Genomic DNA, 19,384 nt, shown 5'->3' with positions numbered 1-19,384 from the left:
TTTCTAAAATTCCTCATATTGACAGTAAGACCAACATACTCTATATTATAGATACCGACCGTTGGTATGTATAAGGAGGAACTTATGGCCAGAAATAAATATCCTGAGCAGACACTGGACCTGATTCTGACTGTCTCAACTCAAATGTTTACCGAAAAGGGATATGAAAAAACCAGTATTCAAGACATTATAGATGAATTAGGTATGTCTAAAGGTGCGATATATCATCATTTCAAATCCAAGGAGGATATCCTTAGTGCAGTGATGGAGAAGGAGCTCGGGCGGGCAGAAGACATGTTTATGGAACTCATCCAGAACACGCATGCTCCGAATGCCAGACAGAAGCTCATCAGTATTTTGGAAAATATTATCGTTGATCCTGGAATCCAGTCTAACTCAATAGATCAGGTTCTTAGCACTCAGATCAAGAATCCGCAGTTTGTACTCGGTGGAATCAGAAAAGGTGTTCTGAAGGATGCACGAATTATTGCCAATATTATGGAACAAGGCAAGGAAGATGGGTCCATTTCAGTCGAATATCCGCTGGAGTGTGCTGAAATCTTCATGCTGCTTGTTAACATTTGGATCAACCCTCTTCTATTTGGCAGAGATCAGGAGCAGACATTGGAAAGGCTTAAGTTTTTGCAACACATGATGAAGCTCTTGGGAGCAGATATCGTTAGCGAACAGCTCATTCAGCGAATTACGAATCGCCATGCCGGCACAGGAGGCTATGCGGAGGCGGAATAAACATACACCTGATTGTTTGAAATGGAGAGGGAGAAGATGTTGAAAAGTAGTGAGCTTGCCATATGCAAGAGCATAGACATTGATCAATCCATTCATGATATACAGTTAAATTGGTTGTCAGGAGATATCAGAGTTCTTCCGAGTGTGGATGAACTGATCCACGTCATACAATTTGCGGATGCGTGCTTTTCCAAGCGGAGGCTGATGCAAGTTAACATACGAGGGGATACCTTAATCATTGTGGACGGGAGAAAAAGGAGAGGCCTCGTTGGAATAAATATTGGTAGAACAGCATTGGAGATTCAGCTTCCTGATCGGGTTTTTGATCGTATTTTACTAAACTCCACAGGAGGACACCTCCGGTTGAATCGGCTTCTGGCCACTCGCTGTCAATGTAAGATCACCTCAGGTCGTGTAGACCTATCAGGGAGGATGGATGAGCTTGAACTGTGCGCATTGGCATCGATAGTGAAAGGGCAGCACCTTAGTGCAGATAAATTCAATCTTCAATCCAGTTCAGCCAAGATCGACATATCAGGGGAATTCCGTCACTTGCAGTATACAACTACAGGCAGAGGATTGAATATGGATTGTCTCAAGATGCCGGAGAGCTTGCATTCCGTATCCACAGGATCAAAAGTAGTGGTTTCCATTCCAGATAACGAAGGTTTCCGAATTTTACTTAAAAGAAGATCAGGAGCGTTAAAAAGCGAATTTGATTTAACTCCCCTTCATGGGGACAGCAACTGTCTAATACACAAAAGTGGAAAAAGTGAATTCCAAGTGGATATTCGAGGAGGAGCTTTTCATCTAAAATCCAGGAAATGAGAGACTGTTCGTGTGTACTGAAAACAAAGGGGGGCGGTAGGTATAATGGCTGGTTGGATTGTAGGGATTAGTTTTTCCACCATCGTACTGCTAATCGGGATTTACGGCGCATTAAACAGCAGGCGCAGGCTGGCCAGAAACAATTGGGCCTGGTGGTTTATTCTGTTTGGTTGTTGTGCGCTTGTCAGTGCCATCATTAATTATCAATTCAGATGAGCCTCATATAATACAAAAGTAAGCCTACAAAAACGGATGTGGCTTTCAATTGCCCTATGTGATATAGTAAGTATCCTTTTGTATTTCCAGATCTAGGAGATACAGAGCAAAACATATTCTTAGGAGGTAACTGAAACATGTCAGACAGCTTTCAAAGTGCCTATCAAGAAGAAGAGTACAGGTTAGAGCGAACGATGGAGGAAGTGGATAGTCAGCTGGAACGACTGCAGAACATTCCGGTGTATACCGGCCACGACTTCACAGAACAAGTGCTGGAAGCTGGACGCGAAGAGCGCCGCACCGCCTTGTCCAAGAGCGCGCAGCAACCCTATTTCGGACGCTTGGATTTCGAAGAACAGGGCAGTGGTGCACGGAAACCGCTGTATATTGGCAAAATCGGCGTAGACCGCGAAGAGGTGGGAGAGCATCCGCTTGTCATCGACTGGCGTGCTCCTGTCGCGAGCCTGTTTTACTCATTTACCGGAGGGGAAGCCTCCGCTACGTATGAAGCCCCGGAAGGGCTTATTGAAGGTCTCGTATATCTGAAACGAAACGTTGTCATTCGGCAGCGGATATTGGAACGTGTGGCGGATACATATAACCGTGACAGCGACCAGCCAGCGGTATCTGATGAATTCCTCGTTTATCGTCTGGGAGAGAACAAGGATAACAAACTGCGTGACATCGTATCCACGATTCAGGCGGAGCAGGATCTAATCATTCGTGCGGCGCGAAATACCGCATTAATCATTCAAGGTGTGGCCGGATCAGGGAAAACAACGGTTGCCCTGCATCGGCTTGCCTTTTTGCTATATCAGTATAAGGAGCAGGTATCTGCAGAGAAAATGGTTATTTTTGCACCCAACCACATGTTTCTGGATTACATCTCGGATGTGCTTCCGGAACTCGGAGTAGGTGATATCCAGCAACGGACATTCCCGGATTGGGCGATGAACCTGCTGGGGTTGGATATGCCTTTGGCGAATACGTCGGATACATTGAACACCTGGTTCGAAACTCCAGATGCACGACCTGAATTGAATGATGATGTACCTGGACGTTACAAAGGATCCATCCGTTTCATGGAGCTTATTCGAGAGTGGCTCTCGGGCATGGAAGCGGATTCCGTACCGGATATGGACTTCAGTCCATGGGACGGTAAGGTGCTCAGCAAGACGGAGATCGAGAACTGGTTCGGTGAGGAATATAAACATTATCCGCTGGCCAAACGCAAAGAACGGGTCATGGCGAGAGTTCACCGCTGGATTGAGATGGAACTTAAGAAACCGATGCCAGAAGCTGTGCGCAAAGAACGCAAGAAAAAAGCGTCTACTCGTGAGAAAGCCTATGCCAAAAAATGGCCTCAATACGAGCCGCTTACGTTATATAAACAGTTGTTCAAAGCTGCAAAGGGTGGCTCTGTGCCAGCCTCGCTCAGCGGGCTTATTCCAAAACTAGTCATGAAACAAACGGCAGCAGATCTGAAGCAGGATATCGTCCGTGAAGAGGATCTGCCTGCATTGGTATACATTCATACATTGGTCCATGATATTGAGGGTTCGGAGCGGTTTGATCATGTCGTGATTGATGAAGCGCAGGACTTTTCCCCTTTTCATGTGGCGTTATTGGATCAGTTCGTCAAAGGGCATTCCTTCACCATACTGGGTGACTTGTCTCAAGGCATTCATGAGTACCGTGGTGTTCATGCGTGGGAAGAGATGAGTTCTCTATTTCCTGAGGAACAGAATGCATACTTTGCATTGACCCGAAGTTATCGTTCGACGATGGAAATTATCGATTATGCCAATACGATTCTGGAACGTGGCGTCAAGAGCGGAATTACGGCGATTCCTGTTTTCCGTAGTGGTGATCCGGTTCGGACGTTGGCTTATGGAGGCGAAGGGCGGACGGCGAGTCTGGAGCAGGCTTTGAAGTTGTTAACAGTCAAAGACTACCGAACCGTCTCCATCCTGACCCGTACACTGCATGAAGCAGAGGTACTTCACCGTGACCTACAGGCCGCAGGATGGGATCTGAACCTGATCGATGGTGGCAAAAAGCAGTACACGGGTGGACACTCCGTTTTGCCGGTCTATCTGTCCAAAGGGTTGGAGTTTGATGCCGTTATTGTGGCAGACGTAGACCAGAAGCATTATTTGCCAAATGCGGGTGATGCAAAGCTGTTGTACGTTGGTTGTACACGGGCCTTGCACGAGTTGTGGTTGTTCCATGACGGTGTACTGCCGATCTATGCGGCTGCAACACATAATCCCGATGGCGAACCCGTAACCATTCAGGGTTGGCCAGAGCTTGGTTAGATAGAGTTTACTTATACAACAAAAGGCATGACGTTCATGGGAAAGTCCCATAAGCGCATGCCTTTTGTTGCTTTTGTGCGAAAATCGCTTGAGTTTCCAAGGAAGAACGATGGGGGAGTTCAAGTTTATGTTACGCTATTTCTCATTCTGGATGAGCGACGGTTCACCAGGAATATGCCAATACCAATAAATAAACCGCCTGCTAATGCAAACCACTGAACGTGTTCTCCTAGTAAAATCCAACTCGATAATACACCAAAGAACGGTGCCAGAAACAGATACGAACTGGTCTGGGCTGGGTCACTATTCTGCAGCAGATAAAACCAGAGTGAGAACTGAATGATGGAGCAAACAAGCGTTAACCAGAGCAGCGCCATAACCGAGGTGGTATTGATCGTAAAGTGAGGCTGTTCAGTCCATACGCTCAGCAGAAGCAACGCAGCACCTCCAGCAAGCATCTGATAGGCTGTTAAGACAAAAGTATCGTAGCCATTGCCCCAGCGTTTGATGAGCAATGTGGACACGGCAAAGGAGATCGCACCACCAAATCCAATCCAGGTTCCAGGACTAAAGCTCATCTGCCATCCAAAAGTTAACATTATCCCGATGAAACCGAGTATAACACCGATCCACTGACTGAAACGGTAGGTCACTCTATATAAAAGAGCACTGAGGATAATGACCAGCAGCGGATTGGTAAACGTAATAATGGCGGATTCACCGGATGTAATCCAGTTCATGCTGTAGTAGGCGCAGCCCATCACTCCTGCGGATTGGAACAGGCCAATGAGGATTATTTTCAACCAAGACTGCCATCCAGTAGGCAAAGGACGTTTACGAAGGAACAAGGCCATCAAGCCACCTGCCAGTATATAACGTATGCCCATGAGCAGGAAAGGTGGGGCATATAACATGCCGATCTTGCCAACTGGAAAAGAAGTACCCATGATTAGCGTTGTCAAAATGATCAATAGTGTATATTTCAATGGTTTGATGATCCGGGTATCTTTATCATGAATGGAGCTCATAACGTCTGTCCGCTATCTATAGTAATTAGCTGCCCGGTCATAGATTGCTGTTCCAGCGCAGCACAGATCATGTGTGCGATATCTTCAGGTGAGGCAATATGCTGTAATAACACTTCTCCGCCGAGACGATACATTCGCTCCTCGTTTCCAGCCCACCACCTTGTAGCAACTGCGCCAGGGACGACGGCATTCACCCGAATGTGTGGTGAGAGTGCGTGCGCAAGTGATAAAGTTAGACCGTGAACGGCCGCTTTGGAGACGGCGTAAGGGAGGGAGGAACCCGAGCCCGTACTGCCTGCGATGCTGCCCAAATTCACGATAGAACCACCGCCAGCCTGTCTCATGCCTTCCGTCACTGCACGAGCGCAATGAAACATGCCTTTCACATTCACATCAAGCAGCTCATTCCAGACGTCATCTGTAACAGACTCCAGATCGTGCATGGGGATATGGTGCGTGATTCCAGCGTTATTTACAAGTGAAGTGATCGGGCCATAGGTTTCAGTTATTGTAGTGACCATCCGCCGGACATCAAGATCATTGGCAACATTAGCTTGAACGGCGAATGCATGGCCTCCCGTATCCAAAATGTGTTGAACAGTCTCGTTTGCTGCATCTTGTGAGCGGGAATAGTTGACAGCGACCAAGGCTCCGCGTTCAGCGAGCAACTCACTTACAGCACGTCCTATACCTGTTCCACCACCTGTGATCAGAGCAACTCTATTTTTCCAGTATGTCATGCTGAACACTCCTTATCATCATCCAGTCAGATGACTGGTTTGGGATCTACATGAATTGTAGTCCGGTTTACACATGAAGTATAATGATTGGTAATGAAGCGGATATCATTTTGAATGATGTCAGAGTGGGGGGACCATGGAGAGCGGGGATCTTAGAATATTTCAGTGTGTTGCACAGGAAGGGAATCTGACCAAAGCTGCTTCTAAACTGGGGTATGTTCAATCCAACGTAACGGCACGAATCCGGCATCTGGAAGCAGAAGTAGGTACAACGTTGTTCATTCGTCATAACCGAGGTATGACGTTATCTCCAGCCGGAGAAATGTTGCTGACCTACGCAGATAAAATTATTGGTTTGCTGAATGATGCTTCCAAGGCACTTCGGGCGACGAGCACACCATCGGGTCCAATGCGAATAGGGTCTACACAAACTGCAGCGGCCGTGCGACTACCTGAACTTTTCGTCAGATATTATAAACAGTATCCAGATGTCTCCTTGTCACTGGTTACTGGCAATTCGCAGATGCTTATGGATCAGGTTATTGGGTATGAATTGGAGGGAGCATTTATAGGCTGTCCCTGTGATCATCCTGATATCGTTTCTATTCCCGTATTTGATGAGGAACTATTTGTTGTCTATTCTGGTATGGGTCCTACGGATGAAGATCTAAAGAGTAAACCTATTCTTGTCTACAGCATGGGGTGTTCCTATCGTCAGGTTTTGGAGGAATGGTTAGAGGTGGGTGGTGTTACCCGTCCAGTAATTATGGAATTCGGAACCCTTGAAGCGATTATTAGTGGAGTTACGTCCGGTATGGGAATTTCCTTATTACCAGAGATTGTGATTAGGCATCAGATCAAAAATGGATTATTGCGCACGCATACACTCCCCGTAGGTATGAATCGCATGATGACTCATTTTATTACTCGCAAGGATGCCTTTGTCAGCAGTGCGCTTCATGCATTTATGGCTATGTTACCGCGAGAGTATGATATGATAGAGAGTGGAGAACCATCAGAAGTATAATTGTATGCAAGGCAAGGCAATCCGTTAAGGAAGTGATGAGCAATGGATTTATTTTCGTTTCAACAGGACTCAAAACCACAAGCTAGACTGCTCGCGGACCGCTTGCGGCCAGAGCATCTGGATGAATATATTGGACAGGAACATATTATTGGACCGGGGAAATTACTCCGGCGCGCCATCGAGGCTGATCAGATTTCGTCCATCTTGTTATACGGCCCTCCGGGATGTGGCAAGACAACCTTGGCACATATTATTTCCCAGCAAACGCAAGGACAGTTCGTACGTCTGAATGCAGTGGAAGCTTCCGTCAAGGATGTGCGTGAAGTCATCGAACAGGCCCAAACGAACAAACAGCTGTATGGAACCAAAACCATTTTGTTCCTCGACGAGGTACATCGATTTAACAGTTCACGTCAGGATGCGCTATTGCCAGCGGTAGAGAAGGGCACGATTATTTTTATCGGCGCAACAACAGAGAATCCCTTTCATTATGTCAATGGAGCCTTGATGAGCCGTTCCACCCTGTTCCAGCTAGAATCGCTAAATAAGGATCATTCCCTAATTGCAATGCGCAGAGCATTGAGTGATGCGGACAAAGGTCTGGGGTTCATGGAGCTGCAGGCGGACGATGAGGCGCTTGAACATATTGCTACGATGGCCAACGGGGATATTCGGCGTGCGCTTAATGCGCTTGAACTGGCTGCTTTGACCACGCCACCGGAGAAGGATGGGTCCATTCATATTACGCTTGGTGTGGCTGAAGAGTCTATTCGACGCCCCATTGTGAAGGCGGATGAATCCACCCAGTATGATGTGCTGTCTGCATTTCACAAGAGTATTCGGGGTTCCAGTGATGCGGCGCTGTTCTGGTTTCTATACGCGGTGGAGAAGCTCGGCATGGACCCGATGACCTTCATTCGGCGCCTGATTGCAGCAAGCAGTGAAGATATTGGACTTGCGAACCCGCAAGCCATGACTCAGGCGATTGGAGCACTTGATGCGTACCGGAATAACGGCTGGCCCGAAGCCAAGCTGAACATTGCACAAGCGATTTTGTTCGCGGTCGAAAGTCCAAAATCCAATGCGGTGTACACCGCCATTTCCAAAGCCATGAACGCGATTGATGAGGTAAAATCGGCAGAAGTTCCGCTTCACTTGCGAGATACGCATTACTCGGGTGCCGTGAAGCTTGGACATGAGGGTTATCAATATCCACACAACTATCCGGGGCATTACGTGAAACAAGAATATTTGCCAAAGCAGCTCTCACGGAGAGTATTCTATGAGGCAACGGAGCAGGGTAACGAATCGAAGATCAGGCTGAACCAACAGCGGCGCAGAGATCTATAAGATCAGTCAGATTACTCGGGAGATGCACACAACATGAAAGAGCTTTTGTATATAGGGGCGGGTGGATTTCTCGGCACATTAACCCGATATGCTATACAGTTAGCGATACCAACTGTCCATGGGGGGTTCCCATGGGCAGTGCTGTTAATCAATGCGATGGGCAGCCTTTTTTTGGGTTGGTTCTTTACCATAGCTGTTCCAGGCAAAATAACACCACAACTTCGACTGGCGATTGGTACAGGTTTTACTGGCGCATTTACGACATTCTCCACGTTTACACTGGATATTGTTCGTTTATCCGAAGGGGGCGAATGGATCAGTGCCGCTATTTATATGATCGTGAGTCTGTTGGCAGGATTGTTGCTCTGTGCGCTGGGAATGAGCCTTGGACATCGTATGTTGGGAGCACAAAAACAAGAGGGTGATGCCTCATGATCCTGTGGATTGGTTTTGCAGGTGTGCTGGGTGCGGTACTGCGTTACAGTCTGGGAAAATGGGTCTCTGGCTTGCTGGGAGCGGCTTTTCCGTGGGGAACATGGATTATCAACATCAGTGGTTCACTGCTGCTTGGGTTGTTATACGGGTGGCACCAATCTGCAATGATCTCAGATGGAATCTGGGTGATTTGGGGAACCGGATTTTGCGGTGCGTACACCACGTTCTCTACCTTTGGTTATGAGACGTTAGGACTTATGAGTCGACAACGATATGCAAGCGGGGCACTCTACGTTGTCAGTTCGGTTCTAGTTGGGGTGTTGGCCGCCTGGGCAGGAGTCTGGTTGACTGCATAACGAACTATTTTTTATTTTTTTGCAAAAATAAGCAGGAAAAAAGCCATCCTTCATGGTATACATGAAAGACGGCTTTTTTTATAGGGATACACGGTATTGTGTATAATCCGCATTTTAATGGACAAGCTCTATTATTGCATTGCGGGTACAGGTACTTTTTGCACCTGATCGATCGTACCCCCACCCAGGCAAACCTCTCCGTCGTAGAAAACAACGGCTTGTCCTGGCGTAATGGCTTTTTGCTGCTGGTCAAATTGTACATCCACACTTCCATCTTCTTGCCAGGTCAATGTTACACCTTGATCCGGCTGACGATAGCGGAACTTGGCAGTACAACGGTATGGTACATTAGGCATGTGCTCTGCACCAGCAATCCAGTTCACACCCGTTGCGGTTAGACCTGTGGAGTACAGGCTTGCATGGGCATCGCCCTGAACAACAAGCAGTTGATTCTCCTCCAGATTCTTGTCTGCAACGAACCAGGGTTCACCATTGCCGGAACCACCAATGCCAAGACCTTGGCGCTGTCCAAGTGTGTAGTACATCAGACCGTCGTGGCGACCTTTGACTTCACCGGTTGCGATATCAACCATGTCTCCGCCTTTGGCAGGCAGATAGTTACTCAGGAACTCTTTGAAATTACGCTCACCGATGAAGCAGACACCTGTGCTGTCTTTTTTCTTGGCGGTATACAAACCAGCCGCTTCTGCGATTTTGCGTACTTCCGGTTTGGGCAGATGACCAATCGGGAACATGGCTTTGGACAGCTGGTTCTGATTGAGTGCGTTAAGGAAATAGGTCTGATCCTTATTGTTGTCCACACCACGAAGCAACTTGAGTGTGCCATCTTCTTCAATCAGGCGAGCATAGTGTCCTGTAGCTACATAATCTGCGCCGAGATCCAGAGCTTTGTTCAGGAATTCACCAAATTTGATCTCACGATTACACATGACATCCGGATTTGGCGTGCGACCCGACTTATATTCATCAAGGAAATAGGTAAATACTTTATCAAAATATTCTTTCTCGAAGTTGACAGTGTAGTAAGGAATGCCGATCTGTTCACATACGCGGCGTACATCCTCTGAATCTTCTTCAGCGGTACAGTGGCCGAACTCGTCGGTGTCATCCCAGTTTTTCATGAAAATGCCGATGACATCGTACCCTTGCTCTTTCAGCAGCAGTGCGGTAACGGAAGAATCGACACCTCCGGACATGCCAACGACGACCCGTGTATTTTCAATTGTTTTGGACATCGTTATCACCATTTCTATATATAAATGTGTTTCGTTTCTTATTCTAGCATAACCGGACTCAAGATACGATACACCCGGCCAATTTTGGATAGTGTCCACCACAGACGCACATTTTGGAATATCGTCAATCTTTCTTTTCCATAAAGCATGCAGATATGTTAACATTAGCTGAGGGTTATGATCGGAATACGGAGGATTAGAAGGTTTATGCTAATCTCAATGCATCTCCGCTGTGGACAGATCGTGAAACAGACGGTCATGGACCATAGGATTAAATATAAAGTTTCCAATCGTTTCTGAAAATTGAAAGAGGTGACTCCTTTGAAAATATCGACAAAAGGCCGTTACGGCCTCACAATCATGATGGAGCTTGCTGCCAGAATAGGCGAAGGCCCTACATCACTTAAAAGCATTGCTGAGCGCAACCAGCTCTCGGAGCATTACTTGGAGCAACTGATTGCTCCACTGCGTAATGCAGGACTGGTGAAAAGCATTAGAGGTGCTTACGGCGGTTATATCCTTGCGGGTGATCCTGCAACCGTGACTGCAGGCGATGTAATCCGTGTACTGGAAGGGCCAATCTCTCCAGTAGACTTCACGGAGGAAGATGATCCAGCGAAGCGTGATCTGTGGTTGCGTATTCGTGACGGGATTGCGGAAGTATTGGATTCCACAACACTGAAAGACCTGATTACCTTCCAGGATCAGGACAAAAAAGACAGCTACATGTTTTACATTTAACAATGACTGCGATGAGCATGACATGGTAACATACTTGAGCCCCCATTTGGGGGCTTTATCCATGCCATAACAGAAAAATAAGATAATTTAACATATAACGGGGTGAAGATAAATGAAACGAATTTATTTGGATCACGCCGCATCGACACCTATGCATCCACAAGTCGCAGAAGCGATGATGAACGTCATGACAGGACAATTTGGCAATGCATCAAGTATCCATGCCTTTGGGCGTGAGGCCAAACGGACTGTCAGCGGAGCAAGGGATGTCATTGCGGCGTCTTTGGGCTGTTTCCCGGACGAATTGGTATTCACCGGAGGCGGCACGGAGAGCGACAATCTGGCAATCTTTGGAGCAGTCTCATCCAGGCAGGATAAGGGGAAACACGTCATTACAACCGCAATTGAGCACCACGCTGTCTTGCATACGTGTCAGGAATTGGAGCGGCAAGGTTATGAAGTAACCTATCTATCTGTGGATCGTCATGGACGAATAAATCTGGATGAGTTGCGAGAGGCCATTCGACCGGATACGGTGTTAATCACCATGATGTATGCCAACAATGAAGTAGGCACGATTCAGCCGATCCGCGAGGTGGGTGAGCTTGCCCGTCAGCATAATATCCTTTTCCATACCGATGCAGTTCAGGCTCTGGGCAGTCAGAATATTTCCTGTAAGGATCTGCCTGTGGATCTGATCAGCTTCTCTGCGCATAAAATCAACGGACCTCAGGGCGTGGGTGCACTCTATGTACGGCGAGGAATTGTGCTGGAAGCAAGAGCTCACGGTGGGTTGCAAGAGCGTCAGCGTCGCGCTGGTACGGAAAATATCGCAGGTATTACCGGATTTGCAGAGGCTCTCAAGATTGCATCAGCACAGACGGAGGCGCATCGCCAGCATGATTTGGAATTGCGTAAACTTTTGTTGGAACAGCTTGAAATTCATGTGGGGACGGAGCACTTTCACGTGAATGGACACCTGGAGCATACGCTGCCAAACATCCTGAATATCAGCTTTCCGGAAGTGTCCACAGAGACGATGTTAATGAATCTGGATATGGAAGGGATTGCTGTTGCAAGCGGTTCTGCCTGCACTTCCGGTTCACTTGAAGTCTCTCATGTGCTCAAAGCGATGAAACTGCCTGAAACATTTTTACACTCTGCGATTCGATTTAGCTGGGGATTGGGTAATACTACGGAAGAAATCATGATAACCGCCGAAAAAATTGGAACCATTCTTGGACGACTGCGTAATAGACCCTAAGGGGAACTTTACACATGGAACAGAAGGAGGGAAGAAGTTCCATTTCATCGGTTGGATAGAAGCGGTTTTGATGAACGGCGTCTGATTGCCACTCATCAACTTTGGGCATACCTAGCAATAGCGCCGCGCCTATTTAATGATAAGAAGATGAGGGGGACCCAGCGATGAAGCTTCAGGAAATGATCGGACTTGCCGTTTTTGATGTTGAGGACGGGAAGCAGGTCGGTAAAATCCAGGATTTCATTGTGAATGATGATTGGGAGATCGAAGGCATTGAGCTTGAGAACAAAGGTCTGTTTACCAATCATGTCAAAATCGTGCAGTGGCAAGATATCGTTGCCTACGGCGAAGATGCCGTCATGATCCGTAATCAACAGGCTGTCCGCAAGACGGGAGCCGACGACATAAAATACACGTACCTCCTCGGTCGGTCTAAATTGAAGGAGATGTCCGTGCTCACCGAAGAAGGTTTGCTGCTCGGGCGTGTCTCCGATGTTTATTTTGACCAAGAGTTGGGAAATACAATAATAGGGATTGAAATTACGGACGGTTTTGTGTCCGATCTGATCGAGGGCCGCAAATGGCTGCCATGTACAAGCGATATGTCCATCGGGGAAAGTGCCATTATGGTGCCGTCTCTGAGTGAACAACGCTTGGAAAATGCCATTCATTCTGTTAATGGATAGGTGAATGAATATGAAATGTCCAAACTGTAGTTCCAAAGATATCGGGAAAATTGGTTCCCACCAGTTTTATTGCTGGGGATGCTTTATCGAATTAACGGTGAACGGTGAGAAAATGTCTGTATATCAGGTGGAAGAAGACGGTACGCTGAGTTCCCTGGATGATCTGTTTTTCGGGGACGAGCTGCCACAAGACTTCCCTCATCTTCACGCTTCTTCTTAATAAGCAGAATAACTTCCTCTATATGCGGTTTCATGACAATGTCTGTCATGGGAGGCTGTCGTTAATTGTTGGCAGATGTATATAGATGCGGTTACATAGTGGTTCGGCTGGTGTATGGTTGATTATATGCTAACCCGTACTGCAAAATGCGCTTCCTTTTCTGATGAAGGAGGCGTTTTTTTTGGTTTAAGAAAAAATGTTCGGATTACTCCTTTCCACTTTTGCGCTGGGTTAATAAATATTACCTTTCCTACATATACTGACTCTCAGAGCCAGTCCAAAAGGAGAGATGCAAGTGGAGCAATTAACCAAAAACAAGCTGTTCCGTTACGCGATCTGGCTGCTGCTCGGATTGATCATTTTATATTTTATCTGGCTGCTGCGGCCTTTACTGCTTCACATATATGTGTTCCTGAAAACAGTGCTGGCACCCTTTATCGTAGCCCTTATCATATCCTATGTACTTAATCCGATTGTCAGCATGCTGGGAGGGCGCAAGGTGCCGCGTACGATTGCGGTACTACTCATATATGCCTTTTTCCTGACCTGCCTCGGTGTCATTCTGATGAATGTCATTCCGGTATTGATTGAACAGCTAGGGGAACTCAACGAGCATATGCCGGAACTGTCCATGCGTGCCCAGAGCCTGATGAACAATATGGATCACAAATTAATGCCGCCAAGTGTGCGAACAGGCATGAACAGTTGGTTTTTTCAGATGGAGGATCGACTAACTCAGGGAATTACTGTGCTCATGGACAATATCGGGGCGACCATTAATGTGTTATTCAATGTGTTTATCGTGCCATTTCTGATCTTTTATATGTTAAAAGACTTTGAGGTATTTGAGCGCACCATTGTGGCGTATCTGCCGCGTTCACGTCGTAAAGCGATTGTCTCGGTGATGAAAGAGATCGATACTGCACTGGGGAACTACATTCGGGGACAGTTTATTGTCTGTGTCATTGTTGGTATCTTTGCCTACATTGGTTATATCATCATTGATATGCCGTATGCCCTGCTACTTGCAAGCATTGTAGCTGTGTTTAACATTGTGCCCTACTTGGGGCCGTTCCTTGGAGCTGCTCCTGCTGTGGTCATGGCATCAACTGTATCGTTTAAAATGGTACTACTTGTTGTCATTGTGAACACACTGTGCCAGGTGTTGGAGAGTAATGTTATTTCTCCTCAGGTGGTGGGACGTACGTTGCATCTGCATCCACTTTCGATTATATTTGCACTGCTCGTCGGAGGTGAACTGGCAGGCATTGTAGGTTTAATTTTGGCAGTACCCGTTTTTGCCGTGCTGAAGGTGATTGTGCAACACTTTTTCGCCTATTACATCAAACGAAGGACCGACTAAATAGCAGGGTTAAAACATCAACGAGGCCGCGTTGACACCCGCTTGTGCTACCGATATAATGAGTGTGTATGTTGAGAACATGAAATCGATGATGAAATAAAGTACGCCGAGGGTTCCTTTCCTCAGAGAATAGACTTCATCGGATCAGGGTGAGCCTGAACTGATGGCTGGAAGAGTCTTGAAAGATGAAGCGGCGGAAAGCTAATTTCGGAGTGCAGGACAACCCTGCCGGGAGCGACCGTTATTTCGCATGAACGAGGAGATTGTTTGTTTGTCCGGGCAGCAAGGGATGAACAGCAATAACCAGGGTGGTACCGCGATAACATCGTCCCTGATTATTCAGGGGCGTTTTTTGTGTTTATTTTTACAAAAACAATGTTGACCAACCGGAGCGAATACGCAACGGACTATTATAATTTAATGGGGGCATCCAGTATGAAAGCCAGTGAAATCCGGTCCAAATGGATAGAGTTTTTTGCAAGTAAAGGTCACAAAATCGAGCCAAGCGCATCGCTCGTACCTCACAACGATCCTTCCCTTCTGTGGATCAATGCAGGTATGGCACCGCTCAAACCATATTTTGACGGACGTGAGAAGCCGGAGAACCCGCGTCTAGCGAACTCCCAAAAATGTATCCGTACCAATGATATTGAGAATGTTGGTAAAACGCGTCGTCACCATACGTTCTTCGAAATGCTCGGCAACTTCTCTATTGGAGATTACTTCAAGGAAGAGACCGTAACATGGGCTTGGGAATTCTTGACCAGCAAAGAGTGGATCGGATTCGATCCGGAACGTCTTTCCGTAACGGTATATCCGGAAGATGAAGAAGCTTTCAAACTGTGGAACGAAAAAGTAGGACTGCCTGCTGAGCGTATCATTAAATTGGATGAAAACTTCTGGGATATCGGCGAAGGCCCATGTGGACCTTGTACCGAGATCTTCTATGACCGCGGCGAAGCTTACGGAAACGACATGAGCGATCCTGAAATGTATCCAGGTGGGGAAAACGAACGTTACCTGGAAGTATGGAATCTGGTATTCTCCCAGTTCAACCATAACAAGGACGGCAGCTACACACCGCTTCCTAACAAAAACATTGATACAGGTGCAGGTTTGGAGCGTTTTGCTTCCATTCTGCAAAATGTGGATTCCAACTTCGACACAGACCTGTTCCAACCGATGATTCAAAGAACAGCCGCTCTTGCGGGTGTGAAATATAACGACAGCGTAGAGATTGATGTTGCATTGAAAGTCATTGCCGATCATATCCGTACGGTTGCTTTTGCAGTAGGTGATGGCGTTCTGCCAAGTAATGAAGGACGTGGATATGTCATCCGTCGCTTGCTTCGCCGTGCAGTTCGTTATGGAAAAGTGCTTGGACTTGACCGTCCATTCCTGTATGAATTGACAACAACCGTTGGTGAAGTGATGGGCATGTACTACCCTGAGGTAGTAGACAAACAGGAGTTCATCGCCAAAGTAATCAAAACCGAGGAAGAGCGTTTCCACGAAACACTAACAGATGGTCTGGCTATTCTGGCTGATATCAGCGGCACAGCCAAATCCGAAGGACGCACCGTTATTAGCGGACCTGAAGCTTTCAAGCTGTATGATACGTACGGTTTCCCGTTTGACCTGACAGAAGATTATGCAGCAGAGCATGGTCTGACTGTGGACCGAGAAGGATTTGATGCTTCCATGCAGAAACAACGTGAGCTTGGACGTGCTGGGCGTCAAGAGAACGAGAGCATGAAAGTTCAAGGCGGACCACTTGCTGATCTGGAGGTTAAAAGCGAGTTTGTTGGTTATACTGACCTGTTGACGGAAGCAAAAGTGGTAGCCATCGTAGCCGGTGATGCCCTTGTTGAATCTGTAGGCGAAGGACAGACGTGTCAGGTTGTTCTGGACAAGACTCCGTTCTACGCGGAAAGTGGCGGTCAAGTGAGTGATCAGGGCTTGCTGCGAGGTGCTGGTGTATCAGCGAAAGTACAAGGTTTATTCAAAGCTCCACTTGGACAACATGTACATCTGGTGAATGTGGAGTCTGGTGAACTGCGTGTAGGCGATGTGATTAATGCCGAAGTAGACTCAGCGAAACGTGGCGACATTATCAAAAACCATACGGCTACCCACTTGCTGCACAAGGCACTCAAAGATGTGCTCGGAACACACGTAAACCAGGCAGGATCGCTCGTAGAGCCACAGCGTCTGCGGTTTGACTTCTCTCACTTCGGTAGTATTACGCCGGAAGAGTTGACAGAGATTGAACGTCAGGTGAATGAACAGATCTGGAATCGTCTGAACGTGAACATCGAGCTGAAAGCTATTGATGAAGCTAAAGAAATGGGTGCAATGGCCCTGTTTGGCGAAAAATATGGAGATATTGTACGTGTTGTTCAAGTCGGAGACTACAGTTTGGAACTTTGTGGCGGCTGTCACGTAAATAATACTTCAGAGATTGGAATCTTCAAACTGGTGAGCGAGAGCGGAATTGGCTCCGGCGTACGCCGGATCGAAGCTGTAACTGGTCGCGGCGCATATCTGTATGTGGAAAGCCAGTTGGAACTGCTTAAACAATCAGCAGCACTGCTCAAAGCAAATGTGGCTGATGTACCTAAACGGATTGAAGGTCTGAACCAACAACTGAAAGAAGCAGCCAGAGAGACTGAATCCCTGCAAAGCAAGCTCAGTGCCATGGAAGCGGGTCAATTGACCGATCAAGTGGTACAAGCAGGAAATACACAATTGCTGGCAGCACGCGTAGATGCTCCGAACATGGATGCGCTGCGTACAGTGGCAGATGAGTTGAAAGTAAAATTGCCTAACGCGGTACTCGTATTGGGTGCTCCAGCGGACGGCAAAGTGAATTTTGTTGTAGCAGTACCTGCTGAACAAGTGAAACAAGGATTACACGCAGGCAAAATCGTCAAAGAAGTCGCAGCAGTATGCGGCGGCGGTGGCGGTGGACGTCCAGATATGGCGCAAGCCGGAGGTAAGGATGCGACCAAGCTGGATGAAGCGCTGAAACTGGCGGTTTCGCTGGTTAGCGGGCATAATGCATAAATCCATTGAACGGCTTTCAATCGTCAAAAAATAAATCGAAATGGTTCTGTTCGTTTATTTTTTGTACCCGAGAGCGTGTGGAATCGAATGATGCAATATGCTGAAGCCAGTAAAGGACAAGCAAAAAACACAATTGCCTTATCCTTTGTTTACTTGTGGCAGTCAGAATATGTTATTATATAAACAGAAATCAATTCGGCAGGACATGGTCCCCATGTTCATGCAGGAGCGAGGTGTCATCAATGGACTCCATGGATAAGACGGTTAAATTTAATGTGAAAGGTGACGAACAGGAAGCATCATCCAAAGAGATTCTTCTCACGGTATATGATGCATTGGTCGATAAGGAGTATAATCCGATTAACCAGATTGTTGGGTATCTGATTTCCGGAGACCCGGCATACATTCCTCGTCACAACAACGCACGTAGTCTGGTCCGTAAAAAGGAGCGCGATGAGCTGATTGAAGAGCTTGTACGTTCCTATCTGGCCAATCACCGGTAATGTACGCCGCTTCCGCTGTGTTGCAGCCTTGCAGGCAGCGGGAAATGAACCGACAGAAGACAGCCTGAAGCTTGAGAAGGCGATTATTCGTAATCGACCTGAGCAGGCCCCAGGATGGGAGAGCATGGATGAAAATATTAGGTTTGGACTATGGGGACCGAAGAATCGGAGTTGCCGCGAGTGACGCCTTCGGTTGGACTGCCCAGGGATTGGAAGTGCTAGAACGCCGCCGTGATGAAGGCGAGTTCGCTCGGATTGCCGAACTTGTGCGTGAGCATGAGATTAGTGAGATCGTAGTCGGACTTCCCAAAAACATGAACGGCACCGTAGGACCGCGCGGTGAGATATGCATTGCTTTTGCCGATCGCCTGCGGGATGAACTGAATTTACCTGTTCACCTTTGGGATGAACGGCTGACAACCATGGCAGCAGAACGTACGCTGATTGAAGCGGATGTCAGTCGGAAAAAACGCAAGCAGGTTGTGGACAAAATGGCCGCAAGCTTGATTTTGCAAAATTATTTGGATGCCAATAGTAGAAGGTGAGGGGGATCAACAATGGCTGAAGATCAACTGGGTATGGAAGAAGAAGCGGAAATTATTTACATTGCGGATGACGAGGGTAATGAAGAGGAATTTGAAGTCATCATGAAGTTTGAAGTAGATGGTTCGGAGGCCAAGTACATGATGGTTGCTCCGGTTGAACCTGAAGATGGCGAAACGGATGTATATGCATTCCGTTATGAAGAAGAGGGCGACGATATTAAACTTTTCGTCATCCAAGATGATGCCGAATGGGATATCGTCGAGGAGACGTTTAATACATTTCTTGCTGAAGATGAAGAGGAAGCGAACTAAATGACGGAATATAGCCGCAAAGACCTGAAATGGACAGATTCACTGCGTCTGGCATTCGGTGCTCATGTTGAGCTCGAGGAAGAGAACGGTAAATCACAACCGTATGACTTGTTGGCTGAGTTCGAAGTGAACGGTCAGCAGTACGCGGTGCTCCGCAGTTCGTTGCGACCTTATGACGAGGTTGAACTTCTGCGGGTATCACCTGGAAGTGAAGACCAGATCATGCCAGAGTTAGTTACGATCGACGATGACGATGAGTGGGAGAACATCTCGGAACTGTATGATGAGTGTACACTCCCCATTGACGAAGATTAAATCAGCTTCAAATTGAAGAAACCGGGAGGGCGGAGAAGTCCGCTCTTTTTGGTTGTGTAAAGGAG

The 19,384-nt window shown here is 47.2% G+C and carries 21 protein-coding genes; 18 read left to right on the top strand and 3 right to left on the bottom strand.

The genetic code is table 11. From position 1 onward, the window contains the following. Nucleotides 1-84 precede the first annotated feature (84 nt). From MHI48_RS23850 to MHI48_RS23835, 4 genes are all read left to right on the top strand, one after another. Nucleotides 85-750, top strand: coding sequence for a TetR/AcrR family transcriptional regulator (locus MHI48_RS23850; RefSeq protein WP_076329180.1), 666 nt, complete (start codon nucleotides 85-87; stop codon nucleotides 748-750). A 21-nt stretch (nucleotides 751-771) separates the two neighbouring features. After that, nucleotides 772-1,578: a DUF4097 family beta strand repeat-containing protein gene (locus tag MHI48_RS23845; RefSeq protein ID WP_405142001.1), complete on the top strand. Its 807-nt coding sequence runs from the start codon at nucleotides 772-774 to the stop codon at nucleotides 1,576-1,578. Between the two features lie 45 nt (nucleotides 1,579-1,623). Further along, nucleotides 1,624-1,794: a hypothetical protein gene (locus MHI48_RS23840; protein ID WP_179086561.1), complete on the top strand. Its 171-nt coding sequence runs from the start codon at nucleotides 1,624-1,626 to the stop codon at nucleotides 1,792-1,794. Between the two features lie 137 nt (nucleotides 1,795-1,931). After that, nucleotides 1,932-4,112, top strand: a complete 2,181-nt coding sequence (locus MHI48_RS23835; RefSeq protein WP_076329178.1) for a UvrD-helicase domain-containing protein — start codon at nucleotides 1,932-1,934, stop codon at nucleotides 4,110-4,112. A 125-nt stretch (nucleotides 4,113-4,237) separates the two neighbouring features. Here the strand turns inward: MHI48_RS23835 and MHI48_RS23830 are convergent, their stop codons facing one another. Together MHI48_RS23830 and MHI48_RS23825 are read right to left on the bottom strand one after the other, a co-directional pair. Continuing rightward, nucleotides 4,238-5,140 carry a DMT family transporter gene (locus MHI48_RS23830; RefSeq protein ID WP_076329177.1) on the bottom strand — a complete coding sequence of 301 codons (903 nt, stop codon included), beginning with the start codon at nucleotides 5,138-5,140 and terminating at the stop codon, nucleotides 4,238-4,240. After that, entirely contained in the window at nucleotides 5,137-5,880 is a 744-nt protein-coding gene (locus MHI48_RS23825) for an SDR family NAD(P)-dependent oxidoreductase (RefSeq protein WP_076329176.1), read from the bottom strand. Before MHI48_RS23825 ends, MHI48_RS23830 begins: the two co-directional genes overlap by 4 nt. A gap of 136 nt (nucleotides 5,881-6,016) precedes the next feature. On the opposite strand from MHI48_RS23825, the gene MHI48_RS23820 reads away from it, so the two are divergent. From MHI48_RS23820 to crcB, 4 genes are read left to right on the top strand one after another with little or no spacing between them, the layout of a single operon-like run. After that, complete coding sequence (locus MHI48_RS23820) at nucleotides 6,017-6,907, top strand: LysR family transcriptional regulator (protein ID WP_047844075.1); 891 nt, start codon at nucleotides 6,017-6,019, stop codon at nucleotides 6,905-6,907. Between the two features lie 42 nt (nucleotides 6,908-6,949). Then, a complete protein-coding gene (locus MHI48_RS23815; RefSeq protein WP_036616934.1) occupies nucleotides 6,950-8,257 on the top strand; it encodes a replication-associated recombination protein A in 1,308 nt (435 codons plus the stop codon). 33 nt (nucleotides 8,258-8,290) lie between these two features. Continuing rightward, entirely contained in the window at nucleotides 8,291-8,692 is a 402-nt protein-coding gene (locus MHI48_RS23810; protein ID WP_076329175.1) for a CrcB family protein, read from the top strand. Beyond that, nucleotides 8,689-9,048 carry a fluoride efflux transporter CrcB gene (gene crcB / locus MHI48_RS23805; RefSeq protein WP_076329174.1) on the top strand — a complete coding sequence of 120 codons (360 nt, stop codon included), beginning with the start codon at nucleotides 8,689-8,691 and terminating at the stop codon, nucleotides 9,046-9,048. Before MHI48_RS23810 ends, crcB begins: the two co-directional genes overlap by 4 nt. 131 nt (nucleotides 9,049-9,179) lie before the next feature. Here crcB and mnmA read toward each other — a convergent pair whose 3' ends face one another. Further along, entirely contained in the window at nucleotides 9,180-10,304 is a 1,125-nt protein-coding gene (gene mnmA / locus MHI48_RS23800) for a tRNA 2-thiouridine(34) synthase MnmA (RefSeq protein ID WP_047844071.1), read from the bottom strand. A 321-nt stretch (nucleotides 10,305-10,625) separates the two neighbouring features. Between mnmA and cymR the strand changes: the two genes are divergently transcribed. The 10 genes from cymR (at nucleotide 10,626) to MHI48_RS23750 (ending at nucleotide 19,319) form a co-directional block, all read left to right on the top strand. Then, on the top strand, nucleotides 10,626-11,045 hold the full coding sequence (gene cymR, locus MHI48_RS23795; RefSeq protein WP_017686811.1) for a cysteine metabolism transcriptional regulator CymR: 420 nt from the start codon (nucleotides 10,626-10,628) through the stop codon (nucleotides 11,043-11,045). 112 nt (nucleotides 11,046-11,157) lie between these two features. Continuing rightward, nucleotides 11,158-12,309 carry a cysteine desulfurase family protein gene (locus MHI48_RS23790; protein WP_076329173.1) on the top strand — a complete coding sequence of 384 codons (1,152 nt, stop codon included), beginning with the start codon at nucleotides 11,158-11,160 and terminating at the stop codon, nucleotides 12,307-12,309. Nucleotides 12,310-12,473: 164 nt separating this feature from the next. Continuing rightward, nucleotides 12,474-12,995 (top strand): PRC-barrel domain-containing protein, encoded by a 522-nt coding sequence (locus tag MHI48_RS23785; protein WP_017686814.1) that lies wholly within the window; start codon nucleotides 12,474-12,476, stop codon nucleotides 12,993-12,995. A 10-nt stretch (nucleotides 12,996-13,005) separates the two neighbouring features. Further along, entirely contained in the window at nucleotides 13,006-13,215 is a 210-nt protein-coding gene (locus MHI48_RS23780; protein ID WP_017686815.1) for a hypothetical protein, read from the top strand. A 295-nt stretch (nucleotides 13,216-13,510) separates the two neighbouring features. After that, nucleotides 13,511-14,578, top strand: coding sequence for an AI-2E family transporter (locus MHI48_RS23775; RefSeq protein ID WP_036674522.1), 1,068 nt, complete (start codon nucleotides 13,511-13,513; stop codon nucleotides 14,576-14,578). Between the two features lie 435 nt (nucleotides 14,579-15,013). Then, entirely contained in the window at nucleotides 15,014-17,644 is a 2,631-nt protein-coding gene (gene alaS / locus MHI48_RS23770; protein WP_076329172.1) for an alanine--tRNA ligase, read from the top strand. A gap of 242 nt (nucleotides 17,645-17,886) precedes the next feature. Next, the gene (locus MHI48_RS23765) at nucleotides 17,887-18,147 is read left to right on the top strand and encodes an IreB family regulatory phosphoprotein (RefSeq protein WP_036616950.1); all 261 of its coding nucleotides are present in this window, start codon (nucleotides 17,887-17,889) and stop codon (nucleotides 18,145-18,147) included. A 128-nt stretch (nucleotides 18,148-18,275) separates the two neighbouring features. Continuing rightward, on the top strand, nucleotides 18,276-18,692 hold the full coding sequence (gene ruvX, locus MHI48_RS23760) for a Holliday junction resolvase RuvX (RefSeq protein ID WP_036616953.1): 417 nt from the start codon (nucleotides 18,276-18,278) through the stop codon (nucleotides 18,690-18,692). A gap of 12 nt (nucleotides 18,693-18,704) precedes the next feature. After that, nucleotides 18,705-19,004 carry a DUF1292 domain-containing protein gene (locus MHI48_RS23755; RefSeq protein ID WP_017686820.1) on the top strand — a complete coding sequence of 100 codons (300 nt, stop codon included), beginning with the start codon at nucleotides 18,705-18,707 and terminating at the stop codon, nucleotides 19,002-19,004. Further along, nucleotides 19,005-19,319 carry a DUF1292 domain-containing protein gene (locus tag MHI48_RS23750; RefSeq protein ID WP_047844066.1) on the top strand — a complete coding sequence of 105 codons (315 nt, stop codon included), beginning with the start codon at nucleotides 19,005-19,007 and terminating at the stop codon, nucleotides 19,317-19,319. The last annotated feature ends 65 nt before the right edge of the window (nucleotides 19,320-19,384 follow it).

It is taken from the genome of Paenibacillus sp. FSL H7-0942 (genome assembly GCF_045040715.1).
In the GTDB taxonomy this organism is placed as follows: domain Bacteria; phylum Bacillota; class Bacilli; order Paenibacillales; family Paenibacillaceae; genus Paenibacillus; species Paenibacillus amylolyticus.
Note: the sequence above shows the minus strand (reverse complement) of the source record. Positions and strands in the feature narration are given on the sequence as shown.